General features: G+C 65.8%; 21 protein-coding genes and 1 pseudogene. 13 read left to right on the forward strand and 9 right to left on the reverse strand.

The genetic code is table 11. The annotated features are described in order from the left end of the window. Positions 1 to 3 precede the first annotated feature (3 nt). Positions 4 to 990 (reverse strand): GlxA family transcriptional regulator, encoded by a 987-nt coding sequence (locus tag G6N43_RS30150; protein WP_179967946.1) that lies wholly within the window; start codon positions 988 to 990, stop codon positions 4 to 6. An 87-nt stretch (positions 991 to 1,077) separates the two neighbouring features. Here G6N43_RS30150 and G6N43_RS30155 point away from each other — a divergent pair, with 87 nt between their 5' ends. From G6N43_RS30155 to G6N43_RS30175, 6 genes are all read left to right on the forward strand, one after another. Beyond that, on the forward strand, positions 1,078 to 1,728 hold the full coding sequence (locus G6N43_RS30155; protein ID WP_083152747.1) for an HD domain-containing protein: 651 nt from the start codon (positions 1,078 to 1,080) through the stop codon (positions 1,726 to 1,728). 9 nt (positions 1,729 to 1,737) lie between these two features. Further along, positions 1,738 to 2,280, forward strand: coding sequence for a cupin domain-containing protein (locus G6N43_RS30160; RefSeq protein ID WP_083152746.1), 543 nt, complete (start codon positions 1,738 to 1,740; stop codon positions 2,278 to 2,280). Between the two features lie 235 nt (positions 2,281 to 2,515). Beyond that, on the forward strand, positions 2,516 to 3,328 hold the full coding sequence (locus G6N43_RS30805; protein WP_234810115.1) for a serine/threonine-protein kinase: 813 nt from the start codon (positions 2,516 to 2,518) through the stop codon (positions 3,326 to 3,328). Between the two features lie 161 nt (positions 3,329 to 3,489). Beyond that, positions 3,490 to 4,356 carry an NHL repeat-containing protein gene (locus G6N43_RS30810; RefSeq protein WP_234810114.1) on the forward strand — a complete coding sequence of 289 codons (867 nt, stop codon included), beginning with the start codon at positions 3,490 to 3,492 and terminating at the stop codon, positions 4,354 to 4,356. 7 nt (positions 4,357 to 4,363) lie between these two features. Next, positions 4,364 to 5,509: a BTAD domain-containing putative transcriptional regulator gene (locus tag G6N43_RS30170; RefSeq protein WP_083152745.1), complete on the forward strand. Its 1,146-nt coding sequence runs from the start codon at positions 4,364 to 4,366 to the stop codon at positions 5,507 to 5,509. A gap of 102 nt (positions 5,510 to 5,611) precedes the next feature. After that, positions 5,612 to 6,019, forward strand: a complete 408-nt coding sequence (locus G6N43_RS30175; RefSeq protein WP_083152744.1) for a hypothetical protein — start codon at positions 5,612 to 5,614, stop codon at positions 6,017 to 6,019. 27 nt (positions 6,020 to 6,046) lie between these two features. On the opposite strand, the gene G6N43_RS30180 is transcribed toward G6N43_RS30175, so the two are convergent. Then, on the reverse strand, positions 6,047 to 6,976 hold the full coding sequence (locus tag G6N43_RS30180; RefSeq protein ID WP_163658276.1) for a TauD/TfdA family dioxygenase: 930 nt from the start codon (positions 6,974 to 6,976) through the stop codon (positions 6,047 to 6,049). A gap of 175 nt (positions 6,977 to 7,151) precedes the next feature. Here G6N43_RS30180 and G6N43_RS30185 point away from each other — a divergent pair, with 175 nt between their 5' ends. Next, entirely contained in the window at positions 7,152 to 8,168 is a 1,017-nt protein-coding gene (locus G6N43_RS30185; protein ID WP_083152743.1) for an AbrB family protein, read from the forward strand. Between the two features lie 6 nt (positions 8,169 to 8,174). On the opposite strand, the gene G6N43_RS30190 is transcribed toward G6N43_RS30185, so the two are convergent. Both G6N43_RS30190 and G6N43_RS30195 read right to left on the reverse strand, forming a co-directional pair. After that, positions 8,175 to 10,295 carry an amylo-alpha-1,6-glucosidase gene (locus G6N43_RS30190; RefSeq protein WP_083152806.1) on the reverse strand — a complete coding sequence of 707 codons (2,121 nt, stop codon included), beginning with the start codon at positions 10,293 to 10,295 and terminating at the stop codon, positions 8,175 to 8,177. Next, on the reverse strand, positions 10,292 to 11,485 hold the full coding sequence (locus G6N43_RS30195; protein ID WP_083152742.1) for a glycosyltransferase family 4 protein: 1,194 nt from the start codon (positions 11,483 to 11,485) through the stop codon (positions 10,292 to 10,294). The genes G6N43_RS30190 and G6N43_RS30195 overlap by 4 nt, the downstream gene beginning before the upstream one ends. A 260-nt stretch (positions 11,486 to 11,745) precedes the next feature. Here G6N43_RS30195 and G6N43_RS30200 point away from each other — a divergent pair, with 260 nt between their 5' ends. Continuing rightward, a complete protein-coding gene (locus tag G6N43_RS30200; protein WP_110810414.1) occupies positions 11,746 to 11,943 on the forward strand; it encodes a hypothetical protein in 198 nt (65 codons plus the stop codon). A 24-nt stretch (positions 11,944 to 11,967) separates the two neighbouring features. Here G6N43_RS30200 and G6N43_RS30205 read toward each other — a convergent pair. Beyond that, a pseudogene (locus G6N43_RS30205) lies at positions 11,968 to 13,397 on the reverse strand (serine hydrolase domain-containing protein). A gap of 131 nt (positions 13,398 to 13,528) precedes the next feature. Here G6N43_RS30205 and G6N43_RS30210 point away from each other — a divergent pair. Beyond that, on the forward strand, positions 13,529 to 13,948 hold the full coding sequence (locus G6N43_RS30210; protein WP_083152740.1) for a hypothetical protein: 420 nt from the start codon (positions 13,529 to 13,531) through the stop codon (positions 13,946 to 13,948). 4 nt (positions 13,949 to 13,952) lie between these two features. Here G6N43_RS30210 and G6N43_RS30215 read toward each other — a convergent pair whose 3' ends face one another. After that, positions 13,953 to 14,780, reverse strand: coding sequence for a DUF3159 domain-containing protein (locus tag G6N43_RS30215; protein ID WP_234810113.1), 828 nt, complete (start codon positions 14,778 to 14,780; stop codon positions 13,953 to 13,955). A gap of 90 nt (positions 14,781 to 14,870) precedes the next feature. Between G6N43_RS30215 and G6N43_RS30220 the strand changes: the two genes are divergently transcribed. Beyond that, positions 14,871 to 15,410 carry a PadR family transcriptional regulator gene (locus tag G6N43_RS30220; protein WP_083152738.1) on the forward strand — a complete coding sequence of 180 codons (540 nt, stop codon included), beginning with the start codon at positions 14,871 to 14,873 and terminating at the stop codon, positions 15,408 to 15,410. Here G6N43_RS30220 and G6N43_RS30225 read toward each other — a convergent pair. Further along, positions 15,403 to 16,101 (reverse strand): DUF427 domain-containing protein, encoded by a 699-nt coding sequence (locus G6N43_RS30225; RefSeq protein WP_083152737.1) that lies wholly within the window; start codon positions 16,099 to 16,101, stop codon positions 15,403 to 15,405. The two genes, G6N43_RS30220 and G6N43_RS30225, sit on opposite strands and share 8 nt — an antisense overlap. A 243-nt stretch (positions 16,102 to 16,344) precedes the next feature. On the opposite strand from G6N43_RS30225, the gene G6N43_RS30230 reads away from it, so the two are divergent. Then, the gene (locus G6N43_RS30230) at positions 16,345 to 16,641 is read left to right on the forward strand and encodes a CD225/dispanin family protein (protein WP_083152736.1); all 297 of its coding nucleotides are present in this window, start codon (positions 16,345 to 16,347) and stop codon (positions 16,639 to 16,641) included. A gap of 23 nt (positions 16,642 to 16,664) precedes the next feature. Further along, positions 16,665 to 17,069 (forward strand): DUF2752 domain-containing protein, encoded by a 405-nt coding sequence (locus G6N43_RS30235; protein WP_179968067.1) that lies wholly within the window; start codon positions 16,665 to 16,667, stop codon positions 17,067 to 17,069. A gap of 10 nt (positions 17,070 to 17,079) precedes the next feature. Here G6N43_RS30235 and G6N43_RS30240 read toward each other — a convergent pair whose 3' ends face one another. Continuing rightward, the gene (locus G6N43_RS30240; protein WP_234810112.1) at positions 17,080 to 17,403 is read right to left on the reverse strand and encodes a GMC oxidoreductase; all 324 of its coding nucleotides are present in this window, start codon (positions 17,401 to 17,403) and stop codon (positions 17,080 to 17,082) included. A gap of 97 nt (positions 17,404 to 17,500) precedes the next feature. Here G6N43_RS30240 and G6N43_RS30245 point away from each other — a divergent pair, with 97 nt between their 5' ends. Next, positions 17,501 to 18,280 carry an SDR family NAD(P)-dependent oxidoreductase gene (locus tag G6N43_RS30245; protein WP_083152734.1) on the forward strand — a complete coding sequence of 260 codons (780 nt, stop codon included), beginning with the start codon at positions 17,501 to 17,503 and terminating at the stop codon, positions 18,278 to 18,280. A 6-nt stretch (positions 18,281 to 18,286) separates the two neighbouring features. Here G6N43_RS30245 and G6N43_RS30250 read toward each other — a convergent pair whose 3' ends face one another. After that, positions 18,287 to 18,949: a VldE C-terminal domain-containing protein gene (locus G6N43_RS30250; RefSeq protein WP_110810418.1), complete on the reverse strand. Its 663-nt coding sequence runs from the start codon at positions 18,947 to 18,949 to the stop codon at positions 18,287 to 18,289. Positions 18,950 to 18,980 lie beyond the last annotated feature (31 nt).

The raw sequence follows: 18,980 nt of genomic DNA on the forward strand, positions 1-18,980 counted from the left end.
TCCTCAGATGGCCGTGCGGAATCTGTCCCGGTAGGCCTTCGGTGAGACGCCTAGGTGTTCGACGAATGCGCGCCGCAGAGTCTCGGTGCTACCGAATCCCGCCAGGCCTGCGGACTCGGTCACGGTGCGGCCGGCATCAAGGGCGGCGCGGGCGACGTCGATGCGGACCATCTCCACGTAATCCGCAGGCGTCGTCCCGAGTTCGGATCGGAACAACCGGGTCAGCTGTCGCGTGCTCAGAGAGGCGCGCGCCGCAAGGGTTTTCACGCTGTGGTCCGCATGCGGCTCGGCCGCGATCGCGTCGGTGACCGCCCGCAGCGCGGACTGCGGCGGCGGGCTGGCCTCGATCAGCGACGAGAATTGCGACTGGCCGCCGGCGCGCTTGAGATAGACGACCAACCAGCGAGCCACATCGCGAACGAGGTCAGCGCCGTAGTCCTGTTCGACCAGTGCGAGCGCGAGATCGATGCCCGCTGAGATACCCGCCGACGTGAAGACGTCGCCGTCCCGGACGAAGATCGCGTCCGGTTCGACGATGATGTCGGGAAAAGCGCGGGTGAACGATCGGATGTTGTGCCAGTGCGTGGTCGCGCGCCGACCATTGAGCAGGCCGGCCTGCGCGAGGATGAACGACCCGGTGCAGATGGACCCCAGTCGCCGAGTCCGACCCGCCACCGACTTCACGGCCTCGACGAGTGCCGGGTCAATCGGCCGCGCCGGAATGTTGTCGCTGCCGGCGACCAGGACGGTGTCAGCGGATTCGATGGACCCGACGCTGTCGGTGACGCCCAGCCGGATTCCGATCGATGTGGTCACATCGCGCCCGTCCACCGATGCGATCTTGATTTGATAGTCGCCGCCGAATCGGTTGGCTTCGGCGAAGACCTCGCCCGCCCCTGCGACATCGAGCATCGTCACGTCGTCGAAGACGACGATCACCACCACCCGGGCGCGAGCAGTCGCTGCCACCACCGCGTCATTGTGTCGCATTCTGTGCGACGAACGGCTCAAAGGCCGTATGTGAACGTCCCGCCACCTGCGTTGACTCGATTAGTAGTCCAACTGAGGAGGTAGACCATGGGAACACAGTCGCTGCAATCGATCGCCGAGATCACCATCCCCGACACCGCATTGGTGCGCGAGGCGACCGATTTCATTCGCGAGGCCGAAAACGACCTGCTCTTCGACCATTCGCGCAGGGTGTTTCTGTTCGCCGCGCTGCAGGGTCGCCGCCTTGGCCTGCAACCGGATCTCGAACTGCTCTACGTCGCCGCGATGTTCCACGATTTGGGCCTCACCGAGCGCTACCGCACGTCGAGCCTGCGCTTCGAGGTCGACGGCGCCAACGCGGCACAGGACTTCCTGCTGCAGCGCGGCGTCGATGCCGCCGACGCGCGAAAGGTGTGGCTGGGCATCGCATTGCACACCACGCCCGGAGTGCCGCAGTTCCTCGATCCCGAGACCGCCCTGGTCATCGCCGGAGTCGAGACCGACGTGCTCGGCATCGGTCGCGATGCGCTCTCGCCGGAAGCCGTCGCTGCGGTGACTGCTGCGCACCCACGTCCCGATTTCAAGAACCGCATCCTCGCCGCCTTCAACGACGGCATGAAACACCGGCCGGACACCACGTTCGGAACCATGAACGACGACGTGCTGGCCCACTTCGACCCGACGTTCCAGCGAGAGGACTTCGTCGAGCTCATCCTGAACAACGCCTGGCCCGAGTAGGAGACCCGCATGTCTGTGACAACCGGTGCGCAGTTGAAGGTGGTGCAGCCCGGCGACGGTGACGTCGTCCCCATCCCGGGTTTCGGGGCGGTCTTCAAGCTCATCAGCCGAACCACCGGCGGCCTCGTGTCGATCGTCGAGCATCCGTTCCCCGTCGGCACGCTCACCGCGGCGCATCGTCATACCCGCGAGGACGAGCATTCATACGTGCTTGCGGGCGAGATCGGCTTCCGGTCCGACGACAACGAGGTGGTGCTGGGGCCGGGCGGCTACATCACCAAACCGCGCGGCCAGATGCACGCCATGTGGAACGCGGGGACCGAGCCGGGCCGGATCATCGAGGTCATCACTCCCGGAAACGGTTTCGAGAACTACTTCCGCGAGCTGGGCGAGCTCCTGATGTCCGAATCAGCTGTCGCGAAACCCGATGCGCCTCTTCATGGCTCGGCCGAGTTCACCGAGCTGGCGAACAAGTACGGCTTGACCTACGGAACGCCTGACTGGCTCGACGACGTCGCGCGGCGATACGGTTTGGCACCCCCGACGCATTGACGGTCCAGGACCCAGCTAGCCGCCGAGCCCGTCTACATCATTTGCACCAGATGCACTCACGAAGATGCATCTTTCACAGGATGTCAAACCCTCGCCCCAGCCGTACCTTTCTCCCTGACCAGCAACCACGGCGTCCCCAGCACAACGTCTGCGCAACCGCCGCCGAATTGATGTACTGCCTGGTTGAATGAACACACATTGGCGTCAGCCATACAGGGACGGGGTTATCACCGCCATGGATGACACGGTCATCGACAGCGGCGACCCCAACGGCTCAGCATCAGACGGAGACGGTGGCGACGCCACAGAAGACCAACAGCCGGTCAAGTCCTTCGGACGTTACGGGCTGCTGTCGATGCTCGGCGCGGGCGGCATGGGCCAGGTGTGGCGGGCACGCGACTCGCAGACCAATCGGGTGGTCGCGCTGAAGGTGTTGCCCGAGAACTCCGCCGACGACGCCGAGTCGCGCGAACGGTTCCGGCGAGAGTGCGAGGCGGTGGCACAGCTGACCGAGCCACACATCATCCCGATCCACGATTTCGGCGACGTCGACGGCCAGCTGTTTCTGAACATGCGACTTGTCGACGGTACGGATCTGCGCTCGCTGATCAAACAGGAGGGGGCGCTGACGCCGGGGCGTGCGGTGGCCATCATCACCCAGGTGGCCGGCGCACTTCAGGCCGCACACGATGTCGGGCTGGTGCACCGCGACGTCAAACCCTCCAACATCCTGGTGTGCGCCAACGACTTCGCCTATCTGATCGACTTCGGCATCGCCCACGCGTCCGGGGACGCGACGCTGACCAAGGCCGGTGAAACCATCGGGACCGCGGCCTATATGGCTCCGGAGGCGATCGGCGCCGCCGTGAAAACCCACTCCCGCGTCGATGTGTACGCGCTGACATGCGTGCTGTACGAGTGCCTCACCGGCAGGCCACCGTTCAGCAGTGACATGGGCGTGCAGGGTTTGATCGCCCACCACCTGCACACCCCACCGCCGCAACCCAGCGCCAGCGATACCAATGTTCCGGTGGCTTCGATGCGGTGATCGCCAAAGGGATGGCGAAGGATCCCGGCGATCGGTATGAGTCCGCTCAGGAGCTGGCCGTGGCGGCCCGCGCTGCGTTAGGCAATCCGACGGATCCCACCGCCGAAATCGCGATAGCTCGCCGGAGAAAACAAGTTCGCTTGTCGCGCAAGGCGATCGGTGTGACTGCCGCTGCGGTCGCAGTCGTGGTAGTCGCCGTCGCGGCAGTCATGATCATCGGGCGGCAGTCATCGGACGAGAGCGGCGCCTCTGTCGCCGACGACCAAGGTTACTCATCGCAGATTCCGTTGCCGTTCTCAGACGTGCGACTCGCCACCGGGGTAGCGGTGGACCGCGAAGGCAACACGTACGTCACCGACATCGGTACCGATCGGGTGGTGGTTCTCCCGGCGGGCGGTACTTCGGCGACACCGTTGCCCTTCAGCGGCCTGAAGAACCCCCAAGATGTGGCGGTCGACGCCAAGGGTGACGTCTACGTCGCCGACTCGGGTAATGATCGGATCCTGCGGCTGCCTGCGGGCGCGCCCGCGGCGATACCACTGCCGTTCAGTGGTCTCAACGATCCACGCGGGGTGGGAGTCGGCGCAGCAGGCGACGTATACGTCATCGACCGCGGAAACGATCGCGTGCTTCATCTGGCAGTCGACGCGCCCGCTGCGACACCGCTTCAGTTGCCCGGTCTCAACGATCCCCGAGGCGTGGCCGTTGACCCGCACGGCGACGTCTTCGTCACCGACGGCTACAACGACCGAGTGCTGAAACTGGAGGTCGGTGCACCTGCCGCGACCGAGCTACCCATTACCGGCCTCAACGATCCTCACGGGATCGCGGTTGACGCCGACCACAACATCTACATCACCGACCGGGGTAACGCCGGAGTGCTTCAATTGCGGTCGGGCGCTACCGAGGCGATACCGCTGCCCTTCACGGGCCTCAACGATCCGCAGGGTGTAGCCGTGGACGCATCGGGCGACGTGTACGTCACCGATGCCGGCGTCACGCCGGTGGTGAAACTCCGAGTCGACTAGGGGCGTCGTGGTCCTGCAGGGTCTGGATTTCGGCGTGCTGGGTCCGCTACAGGTCACCGTGAACGGCCAGCCGGTCCCATTGGGCACGCCGAAGCAATGCGCGGTGTTGGCGCTGCTGCTGATCAACCGCAACCGTCCGGTCCCGCGAGACTCGATCATCACCGCGATATGGGACGAGGATTCGCCGGAAGCGGACGCCATCCACAACCTGCACGTCTACATCGCGAACCTGCGTAAGCTCCTCGGCTCCGGCGGAGTCGACCCGAAGACGGTGCTGGCCAGTGCCAGGCCCGGCTATCAGCTCAACGTGCCCGACGCCTCCTGTGACCTCGGACGGTTCGCCACCGAGAAGGCCGCCGGCGTGCAAGCGGCCGCCGCTGGTCGGTTCAAGCAAGCCGGCGATCGACTCGCTGCCGCTCTCGCGCAATGGCGCGCTCCCGTACTCGAGGACCTGCGCGAGTTCCGCTTCGTCGAATCGTTCGCCACGGCACTCATCGAGGACAAGGTGGTGGCCCAAGTGGTGCGCGCGGAGTCCGAAATCGCCTGCGGCCGTGGCGATTCAGTGATCAGCGAACTCGAAGAACTCGTCGGCGAGCACCCGTATCGAGAACCCCTGTGGGCCCAGCTGATCACTGCGTACTACGTGGCCGAGCGGCAGACCGAGGCCTTGGACGCCTTCCGCCGGGTGAAATCCGTGTTGTCCGAAGAGCTGGGCGTCGACCCCGGGCCGACGCTGCGCACACTCGAGCAACGGATCCTGCGCCAGGAGCGGTTGGACGTCCAGCAGATCGCCCAGGACGACGCGTCCGGCATTGTCACCATGCTCACGCAGCACACGATGAGTTTCACCGCGGCAGGCACGAGCCGCGCGCAGCTGCGTGACGCCGCTGGCCGCTGCTACCCACTGGAGACCGTGACCACGAGCATCGGTCGCCGCGACGACAACGGCGTGGTGCTCGACGACCCCAAGGTGAGCCGATACCACGCCACGATCATCGACACCGGCGCCAACTTCGTGATCAACGACCTGCGCTCGGCCAACGGAGTAAAGGTGGGCGGCCAGCGCATTCGCGGCAGCACGACACTCACCGACGGCGATGTCATCTCCATCGCCGGATACCACTTCACGTTCGAGATCCCGCCTGCCTCCTGACCGCCCGGCAGCACGCACGCGGCATTGAGGTTCTCTTGAGGACCCGGCTCGATTCTTTTCTCGACCAGCCACACCACGTGGCTACGAGAAAAAGGAACTCCGATGATCAAGACCCGCTTCGCCACCACCGCAGCACTCTTCACCTTCGGCCTGGCCTCCATGGGCAGCCTCGTCGTCACCATCGCCGCACCGGCCAACGCCGACGCCGCCCCCAGTGCCACTGTGGACGGCACCGCCATGAGCGGCACCGCCGGCGAGGCCGTCGATGACGCCCGCAAGGTTCCCGAGGAGCTGGCAGCCACGACCAGGGGCCCCAACGTCGCGCCGGTGTCCACCCCCGGCAGCGCGGCCACGCAGATGCACGTCCTGTTCCCATACAGTGCTGCCCCGCACAGCGAGCACAACGGCCAGGGACACAAGGGCTCTAACGAACAACCCCACCCCCGCTTCCCCGATGCCATCGTGCCCGTTCCCGAGCCCATTCACGGCCGTAGCAACAGCGGGCGCTGACCGAGCGGCGATACGCCACCCACACGTCTAACGATCGGTTGCCAGCCAGAGCCGCACCAGGCAGCGCCGCTTCTCGACCTCGTCTGCGTCAGTGAACGCATTCCGGTTATGGAGCATCGTGGCGTTGTCGGCGAAGAACACATCGCCGGGCTCCATCGTGAAGTCGATCGAGTTCGCCGGCTCGTTGAGGATCGCGTCGAATGCATCGAGCGCCTCGCGCTGCAGAGTCGTCAGCGGATTGCCCGAAAGATGGTGGCCCAGTTCGATGTGTAAGCGGTTGTAGCGGATCTGAACGCCTTCTGCAGTGTCGGTGAACACCGCGCCGCGCGACACCGGATCCTCCCCTTCCGCCGTGTCCTTCGACCGATCGAAAAGGAACTCACCGTAGAGCACGTCGACGAGATCCGCCCGCGTGGCCAACAGGGTGTTGTAGGCGGTGTGACCGCTGACCATCAGCGACTCCCCACCCGAGACCGCCTTGCGTAGGCACATCAGCGCGAGGATGTCGGGACGGCTGCCGACGAAGGCGGCCGCCGAGTCGGTGTGGTAGATCATCCCGAGATTCGTCTTCGACCCGCGTGCCTCCATGAGGGTCGCGCCGGTGTCCTGAACCAGATAGACGCGTTCGCCCGCCCGGTTCTGCGGCAGCGGGCGGCCCAGATGGGTGCCGATGCCCCAATACAGCATCGAGGCTTCCTCGTCGGTCCAGCCGTCGAACGGCAGTCCGCGCAGCACGATGAACCCGGGGCCGGAGTGCACATGCGTGCTGATGGCGTCGGCCACCTCGGCCAGCGCGGGATCGGTGAAGTCGGCTGCCTCGACGGTGTCGATCCGCTTACCGCCTCGTCGCAGGTCAGCCCGGATCCGCAGGAAGGCGTCGGCTTGGTGCGGCTCGAGCGTGACCAGGTAGGACATGTCGTCGATGGTGGCGCGATCCCATACCTGGGGTCCGGTCATCGGCCGGCGCGTACGGATCCGTTTTGTCGTCGTCAACGTCTGCATCTGCGGTCTCCTTTCTTGTGTCGCCGTGATGCGTGACCTGAGATTGGCGGCTGATTCTTTGAACTTTCTTGGAACCGTGCGTCCCGCGGCTTTTAGGAATCGCCAAGAACGAGGTCGCACCCTAGGCGCCATGAACACCATCGAGCTGGTCGCAGTGGCCCTGGCCAGCGGCATCCTGGCCTGGAGCCTGGCGCGTCACGCACCCAAGGCGGTACGCGTGTCGACCCTGGCAGCCCAGGGTGTGCTCGGGGTGGCGACCGGAATCCTGGTCCGCGAGATCTCGTCGTCCGCGCTCGACGCGTCGGACTGGGTCGCGGTCCTCGCCGTCGCCGTCGGCACGCTGGCCGTGTGCATCGCCGGCGGCGCGCTGCTGAGCATGCACCGCGGCATCAGCCCGCTGACGGGAGCGCTGTCGCTCGTCGCAGGTGGTTCGTCCGGGGTGGTGTCCATCGCCCGTGAACTCGGTGGCGACGATCGCGTCGTCGCGGCCGTGCAGTATCTACGAGTAGCCCTCATCACCGCGGCCATGCCCTTCGTCGTCGCGGTCGTCTACGGCGGCACCGCCCCCGACACGTCGCCCGAGGCCGCGACCTCCCCGCCGTTGCTTTTCGGCCTGCCGCTTATCGCGGTGATCGTCATCATCGGCGCGGCTGCCGGCCATGCGGTGCGACTGCCCGGCGCCGGGCTGCTGGGCCCAATGGCGATCACCATCGCCCTGGAGTTGAGCGGGCTGCTGGCGGGTCTGGACGTCCCGGTCTTGCTGGTCCAGTCAGCGGCTCTGCTGATCGTGTGGCAGACCGTGTTGGACCTCAATCGTGAATCGATCCGCGCGATACGCCGGATCCTGCCCACGGCGTTGACGTTGATCGTGGTGCTCAACCTGATCGTGGCCGGCTCCGGTGTGGTGCTGGCCAACGTCGCCGGCCTCAGCCAGCTCGACGGATACCTCGCGACCAGCCCCGGCGGTATCTACGCGGTGCTCGGCACGACACTCGGCTCCCACTCCGACGTCGCGTTCGTCATGACGTCGCAAGTGGTGCGCATCGTGCTGATGCTGGCCGCTGCGCCCTTTGTCGCAAAGTTGTTCCTGCGGTTCACACCTCGCAGCGCCGAGGTGAAGCGGCAGCTTGCCACCGCCACCGCCTGAGTGCTGTCAGTCCAACGTCAACGACCACGTATCGGGCAGACCGGTCACCTTAGCGGACTCGCCTTCTGCGTCGATGCAGACGGTGGTATCGCCGAACGTCAAGTCGGTCAACGTGATCCGACCCCAGTTGCTGGGCAGACGCGGTGAGACGGTGAGCCGCCGGTTGGGCACGTCCAGCTGTAGTCCCAGGAAGCTGCGCACCAGCAGCAGCGGCGCGGCACTCGCCCACGCCTGCGGTGAACACGACGTCGGATACGGCAGCGGGGTAGGAAATTGCGTGCGCGGGAAGCCGCAGTACAGCTCGGGCAGCCGACCGCCGAAAGCGGCTGCGGCGTCGATGATTCCGTTGGCCAGCCGTTCTGCGAGCTCCACCGCGCCCGGTAGGTGCCGGTACCGCAGCAGGCCGGCGACCGCGATCGCGGTGTCATGCGGCCAGACCGAACCGTTGTGGTAGCTCATCGGGTTGTACGCGCCCATGTCGCTGGCCAGGGTTCGCAGCCCGAAGCCGGTGTCCATCGTCGAGTCGGCGAGGCGCTCGATGATCGACGTGGCATGTTCGTCGGTGGCGATGCCGGCCCACAGACAGTGCCCCACGTTGCTGGTCAGTGCGTCGACGACCCGCTTCTCGCCGTCGAGGGCGACGGCGTAGTAGCCGCGGTCAGGCAGCCAGAATCGCTGACTGAACTTGTCGCGGAAGGACTCTGCCTCCTCGCGGAGTCGCCCGGCGGTGGCGGTGTCGCCGAGACCCTCGGCGAGATCTGCGCGTGCCCGAAGCGCGGCGTAGTGATACGCCTGCACCTCGCACAGCGCGATGGGTGGGTTGGCCAGTCGGCCGGCCGCATCGTTGATGCCGTCGAAGCTGTCCTTCCAGCCCTGGTTGACCAACCCGCGGTCGGTTGCCCGCCGGTACTCGATGAAGCCGTCGCCGTCCCGGTCGCCGTACTCGCGCGCCCACCTCAGCGCGGCGTCGGCAGCCGGCAACAGCGCGACGATCTTGTCCTTGGCGGCGCCCCACCGCCAGCTTTCGGCGAGAAGCATCACGAACAGCGGCGTGGCGTCGACCGAGCCGTAATAGACGTTGCCGCCGAGGACATCACCGCTGTCGGGGCCACGCCTGATCTCGTGCATGATGCGTCCGGGCTGCTCCTCGGTGATCGGGTCGACGCGTCTGCCCTGCGTCTCGGCCAGCTGCTGCAGCGTGCCCAGCGACAGCGCGACCTCCAAGGGCAACGCCATCCACGCCGTGAGGAGACTGTCGCGGCCGAACAACGTCATGAACCACGGCGCACCGGCAGCGACGAACGAGCGTCCCGGCCGACGCTCGTCGTGCATCAGCAGCGCACCGATATCGCTTTCGGTCTGCCGCAGCACCGCGGTGAGTGCGGGCAGGTCGGTGTCGATATTGGTGGAACTCTTGCGCCACCGCGCGATCTTGCGACCGGGACCGCTGCGCTCGGGGCGCTGCCCACGCTGAAAGCGCGTGGACAGCTTGCGATTACCCCACGTCGGCTGCGCGACGATCTCGGTCTGCCACTGCTGACGGGGTTCGATGACGATGCGCCATGTCAGAGCGCCTGCCGCGACGATGGGGTTACCAGAGGCGGAGACCGTCACGCCGCGGACCGACTCGCTGCGCTCCCGCAGGACCAATTCACCGTCGATCACGGCGATTTCGGCATTGCTGGCGACAGCCCTGCCCTCCTTGACGGCGAACAGGTCGGCGAAGTCGCCGTCGACGTGCAGCACCAGGGTGACGACGGTCGACTCGCGGTCGAGGTTGTGCAGGGTGACGATCTCCCGCATACCGTCGGCGACCAAGCGCTCGCGGGTCAACAGCAGCGTGCTGTCGGCCCGGCCCGCGCCCGGTGCCCGTCGTGAGACGAACTGTCCGGTGAAGGCTTCCGGCGTCTGCGCGGATAGTGGCTCGGGTGTGACGCCGTCGACGGTCAGCTCCCAGCGCGACAGTATCCGCGCATCCCGGAAGAACAGGCCGTGGGAGCGGGCCGGGGTGATGTCCCCGTGCCGGTCGGAGAGGCAGAATGTGCCGCCCTCGACCAGCGTGACGGTGTCACCCGCCGCCGCATTGGCCGGCTCGCCGGCGTTGAGCACACCCGAGCCAGGGATCATGCCGATGCCTTCGAACGCGTGACGGGTTTCGTGATGGCAGGTGACGCCGGGGCCGTGCGGCGGCGCAGCCACGATGCGGGCCGACGGGCGGCACTGCGGCCGAACACCTCGTAGTAGATCTGCTCATATCCCGAGCCGAACTGCGCCACAGTGAAGTTCGACGCGATGTGGTGCCGGCACGCCGCCGGGTCGATGTCGCTGGACTTCTCGATCGCGGCGGGCAGTTCGTCGGGATGGTCGCAGATGATCCCGGTGACGCCGTCGTTGATCACCTCCGGCACGGCGCCCCCGCGCAACGCGACCACAGGGGTGCCGCAGGCCATGGCCTCGATCATGACCATGCCGAACGGCTCTTCCCACTGCACCGGGAACAGCACGCAGCGGGCGTTGGCCAGCAGGCGCCGCTTGCTGGTGGCGTCGGCCTCGCCGAAGACCGTGTCGGAGTCGGTCAGCAGCGGTGCGACGAATTCCTCGAAGTAGGCCTTCTCGGCCGGTTCGTCGCACTTGCCGGCCAGCACCAGCGGCACGCCGGCACGGTGGGCGGCCTCCAGCGCCAGGTGGGCTCCCTTGTACGGCGCATAGCGGCCGAGGAACAGCGCATAGTCCTGTTTGTCCTGTTTGAAGGGCCAGTCCTCGATTCGCAGGGCGTTGTGCACCCGGCCGACCCAGTTGAGGTCCGGGGCCAGCTCGCGCTGGCGGTCGCTGATCGCGATCAGCCCGGCATCTGTGCCGAGTGCCTGGTAGAAGGGCAGCAGGTCATCGTCGAGTGGGCCGTGCACCGTGACGACGGTGGGCAGGCCGAGGCCGGCGTAGAGCGCGGCATTGAGGGGTCCGGCCATGGTGTGCTCGTGGACGATATCGACGCCTTCGGTGCTCGCGAGGTCTTCGATCGCCCGGCGCGTCTTCAGAGCGTGCATGACCTCGGGATATGGCTGGCCGAGGCGGTCGCTCTGGATGTCGTCCCAGACCGGCATGAAGTGGGCGGCGGTGCCGGGTTTACCTGCGCCGACCAGGGTCACGTGGTGACCTCGGGCGACCAGGGCATCGGCCAGATCAGCGACGACGGCTTCCGTTCCGCCGTATCCCTGCGGCGGCACATCGAAATACGGGGGCGCAACAAGGGCGATGCGCAGGGGCTTCAGTTCTGAGTCCTTGACGAATCCGTTCTTGACGTAATCGGTGCCGCTCACAGTCTCTCCTTCCCACCAAGCAAGCAGCGTTAGCACTCTCACCCATCAAGTGCTAATTATGGCGACGCGACGAAATGCCGCAACCCCGCCCACTGATACGCAAGTGGTTGTCCGACAGTCGGTTCCGCTCGTCGCCCCCGCAAGCCTGAGGACGGGCCGCCCGTGTCTGCGCCGCGGGCGGCGCATTGAGGTTCTGTTGAGGTCCCGGCTCGATTCTTTCTCAACCAGCCACACCACATGGCCACGAGAAAGGAACCCCGATGATCAAGAACTCCATCGCCACCCTGATCAGCTTCGGCTTGGCCGCCCTCGGCGGGATCCCCATCGCCACCACCGCCGCCCTGATCACCTTCGGCCTGGCCGCCCTCAGCGGAATGCCCATCGCCAGCGCCGACGCCGCCCTGAGCGCCACCGTGGACGTCCCCGAGCCCATCCACGGCAGGCACGGCGAGCGCTGACCGGACCCCGCTAAACGCCCAACCCTACTGGCGCCGGAAGAGGCGGCCGTTGCTGCGGAACCAGACAATCCGACCGTCGGGACCGCGCACGAAGTCGGACCGCGTGTGAAGGGGCTTGCCGTCGGGCCCGAGATCGAGGCCGTAGTCGTGACGGTAGAAGACGAGACCGATTCGGGTGCGGGACTTCTCATCCGGGCGCCCGTCGGTATCGACGGTGAACACAGTGCCGTCGAGCTGACCGTCACCGGCTCGAAGCTCGATGATCGTGCGCCCGTGGATTCCCGATACCGCGATGTCGTCGATGACGTAACGCCCGGCGTATGGCGCCAGATCCGCCGTCTCCAGCGGTTGGGGTACGGCCGGTGTGTTCGAGACTCCGGCGAAACGGCGCAACGCCCAGTCGTCGGCGAAAAGGTCACTGTGCAAATGGGATCCGCCCTGGGAGTTGGTCAGAACGGTCATGACGAAGTTGCGCTCGGGCACCATCACGAACCCCGAGTGCTGGCCGGCCCAGGACCCGCCGTGCTGGACGATCGTCACGTCCTCCGCGGAAGGCCGCAGCATCCAGGTCACACCGATGCCGGTAGTTCGACCAGCAGCGTGCCTCCGACGCCTGGATCCGATCGCATGGCCTCCAGCGATTGCGGGCTCAGCAGACGCGAACCGTCGGCTGCTGTGCCGTCACCGAGGTGAAACCGCGCGTAACGCAACTGATCTCGCGCATCTGACAGCAGTCCACCGGTGGGATTGCAGCTTCGCGGGAAGCTCCAGAATTTGGTGTCGACCACCGGGTTGCCGTCAACGACGTCGTGCGAAGCCGCGACATTCAATCCGATTACCTGGTCGGCGAAGTAGCGGGTAGAGCGCAATTGCAGCGGATCGAGGAGCAGGTCCTGCACCGCGGCCTCGTAGGCCATGCCGGTGACGACCTCGATGATCCGCCCGGCCACCACCAAACCTGCGTTGTTGTAGGCGAACACGGTTCCCGGCACACTCACCTGAGGCAACTGCGTCATCGACGCGACATAACGGGCGATCGCGTCCTCACCGCGACCGAAGTCCTGGACATCATCACCCATCCAACCCGGAGTGTGATTGAGCAGCTGGCGCACGGTGACGGCCGCGCTGGCGGCACCGTCGGCCACCGAGAAGTCGGGAAGATAACGGCGCACGGGTGCGTCCAAGTCGACCTTGCCTTGCTCCGCCAACCGCATCAGGACCGTTCCGGTGAACGTCTTGGTGGTGGATCCGATCCGGAAGATGGTGTCGCCGTCCACCGGGGTCGGATGGTCGATATTGGTGACGCCGTAACCCTTTACGCGTTCCTGGCCCCCGACCCAGACGGCGACCGCGACACCCGGTATGCCGTGGGCCTTCATACCCGCTTCGATCTTGGCGTCGAGTTCCTCGAACGCCGCATCAAGGTCAGTGGCGGGGTGCTCCGAAAGGACCATCCGGGCACGATATAGCGGATCCGTGGTCGTTCCCCAGATTTCGATTCGGCCACGCGATGGACACAAACTGGAATTCGTACGGCCCCGCCTGCGTCGATCGGCCTGACACGGCCGTTAAATTCCTGATCACTATGACTAAGGTCTTGCACGTATTGGCCACCGCCTTCGCCGCGCCGACAATCGCCGGCATGGCGATCGCTGCCCCCGCGCTTGCCGACCCTCCGCTGCTCAATGGCACCTACAGCTCAGCTGACGGGGACCCCTACAACGTCTGGACCTTCGTGACGAAGTGCGGAGCCGCCGGTTGCACCGGCACGGTTACGAGCAACCAGGGCTGGCAGGTGCCGACGACGCTGTCGGGCGGCCGCTGGATCTTCACCGTCTCGAAGCCGGGCGGGCTCACCTGCGACGACGGGCACTACGAACCTGCCGTGGTGTCGATGGCGGTCGACCCGACAACGCTGGCCGGCATCCTGTCGTCTGATTCGAACTACGGGTGTGCGGGCGGCGTCGTGACACAGAGCCCGTTCCAACTGCAGAAGATCAGCTGAGCCGTCACCCGTCTTGCCCGGACGACCCGGTGACCTTGGCCAGTAGGCCCGATGCCACACTCCCGGCGACGATCAGAGCGACTCCTACGCCGAAATCGATTGCGCCGGTGACTAATCCCGCAACACCGGTGACGATCACGAAGGTGGGCAGCCACTCGACGGCCCCCAGCACCGACGGCAGTTGCGCAGCCTCCCCGTTGGCCCGATCGAATCGGGCCGCGGCGTAGTCGGGGTAGAACTCGCTGAACGAGATTGCGAAGAAGATCGCGGCCAGCTGCAGGATCCATCCGGTCCAGAAGTTCCCGGCGTCGTGGAGTACGTAGTCCCCGACGAAGCCGACGGCAGCGGCGAACGTGAAGGCGCCCGCCCAAACAGCCGTGATCACGTTGTTGGTTCGGATGAACAGCGGGCTGTCCCAGTATTCCTGCGGCGTGGTGTCTTTCGCGTATGCGATGGTGAACGGCCGACGAACCAGCAGGGTCAGCCAGGCGAAGCAGGCCAGCGAGATGTTGGTCAGCTCCCCCGCCCACACCTCGAGAAACCGGATCACGTTGTCGTTGGCGAGCAGACCGACCGCGGCCAGTCCGGCGAAGAAGACCAGACCGAACACTTCAAGCGAGTGAACCTTGATGCTCCGGGCCCAGCTGATAAGTAGAACCACCACCGAGAGGCCGACCGCGGCGAGCACGGCCTGACTGAAATGACCCGGCCCGGACAGGACCGACAACAACGCCCACGGGGCGATGCCGGCGAACGGCGATTTGAGGAAGGAATCGATGGCGCCCATGGGTCCACGGCGCGTGGACGGTACTTCGCGGATCTCTTGATTCATGGCTAGGACCTTCTCTGACATTCCGTTATTGACATGTGCAGAATGACATGGTGTTGACGACATGTCAATGATGGAGGTTATGATCCAGGAGTGAGCTTGCGACACGCTGCGCTGGGACTGTTGGCCGACCAACCCGCTAGCGGTTATGACCTGCTGAAACTCTTTCAACTGTCGATGGACATGGTGTGGCCGGCCACTCAGAGCCAGCTCTACGGTGAGCTCAACAAGATGGCCGCCGAAGGGCTCATCAAGGTGGCCAACCTCGGGCCGCGGGGGCGCAAGGAGTACGCGATCACCGACGCGGGGCGGGCCGAGTTGCAGCGCTGGATGCTGTCTCCGCACGAGGACCCGCCGATTCGCAATGCGGCCCTGCTGCGCGTGTTGATGCTCGGGCTCGTCACCAGCGACCAGCAGCGCGAGTACATGGAGACGTACCGGGCCACCGCCGAGCGCGACCTCGCGCGCTACGAACAGATCCGCGACTCCCACGAGTGGACCGACAGCGACGACGACTTCTTCGCCAACGCCGTGCTGGAGAACGGGTTGCGCTGGAGCAAGGCGAAGGCGGAATGGGCCAGCTGGGTCATCGACGCCCTGGACCGCCGGGCGCGCGCGTCGGGCGCTAGCTGAAGTGGGTGCTGGGCCGGGCCAGCTGCACGCCGTCGACGGTGATGTCGACCTTCTCGTTGTAGAACGCGACCAGATTGGCGATCGGCGCCACCGCGGGCAGCGGCGTCTCATAGGTCCAGGCGAGATCGGGCACTAGAGCGTCGGCGACGCGCACCGACCAGTACCCCGACGTGACTCCCTTGTAGGGGCACAGCGTCTGCGTGGTCGACCGCTCGAGGTGTTCGAAAGCCACATCGGTGCGGTCGATGTAGTAGCGCGTGGGCAGCCCGGTTTCGAACAGCAGCACCGGAGTGTGGGTGTCGGCCAACACCACACCGTCGAGCGCGACCGTGACGTGGCGATGGGACCGCAGCGCGTCCACCCGCGCATACGGATTGCGCGGATGTCCGTATATCGGCTCGTCCTCCTCGAACCAGCTCAGCGTGTCCCAGCGAAACCGCACGAGTCCGGCGAAGGGGCCGTCGTCGAATACCCGGGCCGACGGGAGACTTTCGCGCAGAACATCGGCGCGGACATCCGACAGCGGAATGTAGTACTGCGGGTAGTACGGCACCTCCCACACGTATCGCGCAGCGATCGTGTCGAAGACCAACTGGGTGCCAAGGAAGCCGCGAACTCGCCGCGGCGAAGGTTCGACGCGACCGCGATCCGCCGCTGTCTGGGGGTAGTCCGGCGTCGGCTGTAAGTTCATCTCGGTGCCCTTCCCTCGCGTTCGGGATCGGTCGCGGTTCCTCCAGTCTGCACACGGGCCGACATCGGCCACGTCGTCAGCTCGGTATCCGCTTCCCGCAACGGCATTCGGCCGACTGTGATGGTCCAATCCCAATCCCGTTTCGTAACGTCTTTTTGATCTTGATTTTCACGAATTTCGGGCTCCCCCTCCGGTAGCGTTATGACCGCTTTGCATGCCCCCGCCCTTGACAGGAAGACTTCGATGACACAACCACCGCCCCCGCAAGCGGCGCCGAGCTCACACCTGGTGCTGGGCATCCTGACGACACTGTTCTGCTGTCTTCCGCTCGGCGTCGTCTCGATAGTCAAGGCGGCACAGGTCAACGGCCTCTGGGCGCAGGGCCGCTACGCCGAAGCGCAAGCGTCTTCGGCCGCCGCCAAGAAGTGGGCGATCTGGAGCGTGGTCGCCACCGTCCTGCTGTACATCGTGATCGGCATCCTGATCGCCACCGGCGTCATCGCCGCGGACTTCGACACATCGACAACGACGGAATACTGATTTCCACACAGCTCCAGCGCAGCATCCCCGGCCGCCTCGGCGACCCACTTCTCGTGGGAGCCCTGGCGGCCGGTGCGTGTGCGGTGGTCTGGATCGGGGACCCGACCACGCCGGGCGGTTTCCTGCCCGTGTGCCCGACGAAAGCCCTTCTGGGCATTGACTGCCCGGGGTGCGGCACACTTCGGATGATCTACTCGCTACTGCACTTCGACTTCCTGGCCGCGCTGCGGTTCAACGCACTCGCCGTCGTCGCAGTGGCATTGCTGCTCGTCGCCTACGCCGTATGGGCGTACGGCCGCGTCGTCGGGCGAAAGATCTCGGGCTGGCAGCATCACCGCTGGGCGGCGACGGTGACGATGGTCGTGGTCACGCTGTGGTTCGTGGTGCGCAATCTGCCGTTCGAGCCGTTCACAGCGTTGCGCGTGTGACCACCGAAATCTATTGATTCAGAGCATGATCGGTGCTTCGGATCGCTAGCGCAGTCGGAATCAGCCCGACCGTGGCGAGGTAGAGGTTGTCGGTTCCCCACACGCGGCCGAAACCGTCGGCCACCGAATTCCCGTCGTCGACCTCGCCCATGCGGCATGTACCCATCACGTGCGCGAACCCGAGATCCATCCACCGCGGCTCCACCCGTGCGCCGTCGGCGAGTTCGATTTGTGCGCATTTCGGAGCGGTGAGCGCTCCCGAACGCACACAAATCGCCTGGGCGGCCACCGCACAGATCGGACCACTGCCGACGACGACCACGTCCGGACGCATCACCGAATTCGCTCCATGCGGTCCTCCCGGCATCGCAGTTGGCGAAACCAGACGCCCCAGTCGTATAAGGGTGGCGAACGGACGCTCGTCGGGCAATATGTCAGTCGTGCCAGGACTATTGGAGAACAAGGTCGTCATCGTCGCCGGGCTCGGCGGCATCGGGAACGGTCTGGCACGTCGGTATTTCGACGAGGGTGCCCGGCTGGTCGTCGGCGACCTCGACAACGACACGGTGTCGCGCGTCGTCGCCGAGGTCGACCCGTCGGGACAGCGGTTGGTCGGCGTCTCGCTCGACGGCGCCGATGAAGAGTCGGTCAGCTCGATCGTCCGGCTGGCGGTCGACACGTTCGGGCGGCTCGACGGTATGCACGTCAACTTCACCAACGCCGCCGACGCGTATCTGCCCGGTGGAGTCGTCGAGCTCCCGCTGGAGGCCTTCGACGAGGTGATGCGCGTGAACACGCGAGGCTTCGTGATCTGCGCCAAACACGCGATCCCGCCGATGATCGAGGCGGGCGGCGGCTCGATCGTGTTCACCGCTTCCATCGACGCCTACAACGGCGCCTCGACCCGCGTCTCCTACGCGATGAGCAAGGCGGCCGAACTCGCGTTGATGCGCCATATCGCCCGCCGCTACGGCCCGAAGGGCATCCGCGCCAATGCCATTGCCCCAGGCCTTATTTGGCACTACAAGTTCGACGACCAGTGGATGCCCGAGGGCGTCGTCGAGCAGACGCGTGCCCGTCAGATGCTCAAGTCCCGCTTCGGGAATCCGAACGACGTCGCGGCATTGGGTGCGCTGCTGCTCTCCGACGACGGCAGCTTCATCACCGCGCAGACGATCAGCGTCGACGGTGGGGTGACGTTCCGGCCGTAGTCCAGCTCAGCGGTAGTAGTTCTCGTTGCCGGTGGGGTAGCCACCGCCGGTCGTCGTGACGTGCACGTGGTCGTAGTGGCCGTAGCCGCCGGCTCGTTGACCCCCGTTGGGCGTGTAATAGACACCGCGCCAGATGGCGTCCTGCAGGCTGAACCGCGCCGCATTGCGCAACACGTAGTCGACGATCTCGTTGCCGAGCGCGATGCCCTCGGCGCTACCGGGGTTGGGAATCATCACGTCGAGCGCCAGGCCGTTGGGATGCCAACGCAGCGCGTCCGGGCGAACACCGCCGATGCTGCGAATCTCGGGAAAGGCCTCGGTGATGGCACGCGACGCCAGGATGGTCTTGACCTGAAGGCCGCGTTCGGGCGCGAGCCCGACTGGAAGTGTGCGATCGACGGTGCGGTACCGCGACGCCGCGATGATGGTGTCGGGACTACCGGAGCTCAGCGAGACCTGGCCGACCAGCGGGGCAGGGAATTGCGCTATGGGCCCCGTAGCCACGATCGCCACGTCTCGCGGCGCGGCTTGTTCCGCTGGTCCGTCCGCCGCAATCTTGGCTGGCTGACCGTCTCCTCCTACCGCGAACCACAGGGCGGCGGGGCCGAGGATCGAAGCCAGCACAAACGGCGACGTCCGTCGCGTTTTGGGTTTTGAGTGCCGACCCACGCAGAGCACCATAACCGCAAATAGGTACAAA

This window comes from Mycolicibacterium moriokaense, from assembly GCF_010726085.1.
GTDB lineage: Bacteria > Actinomycetota > Actinomycetes > Mycobacteriales > Mycobacteriaceae > Mycobacterium > Mycobacterium moriokaense.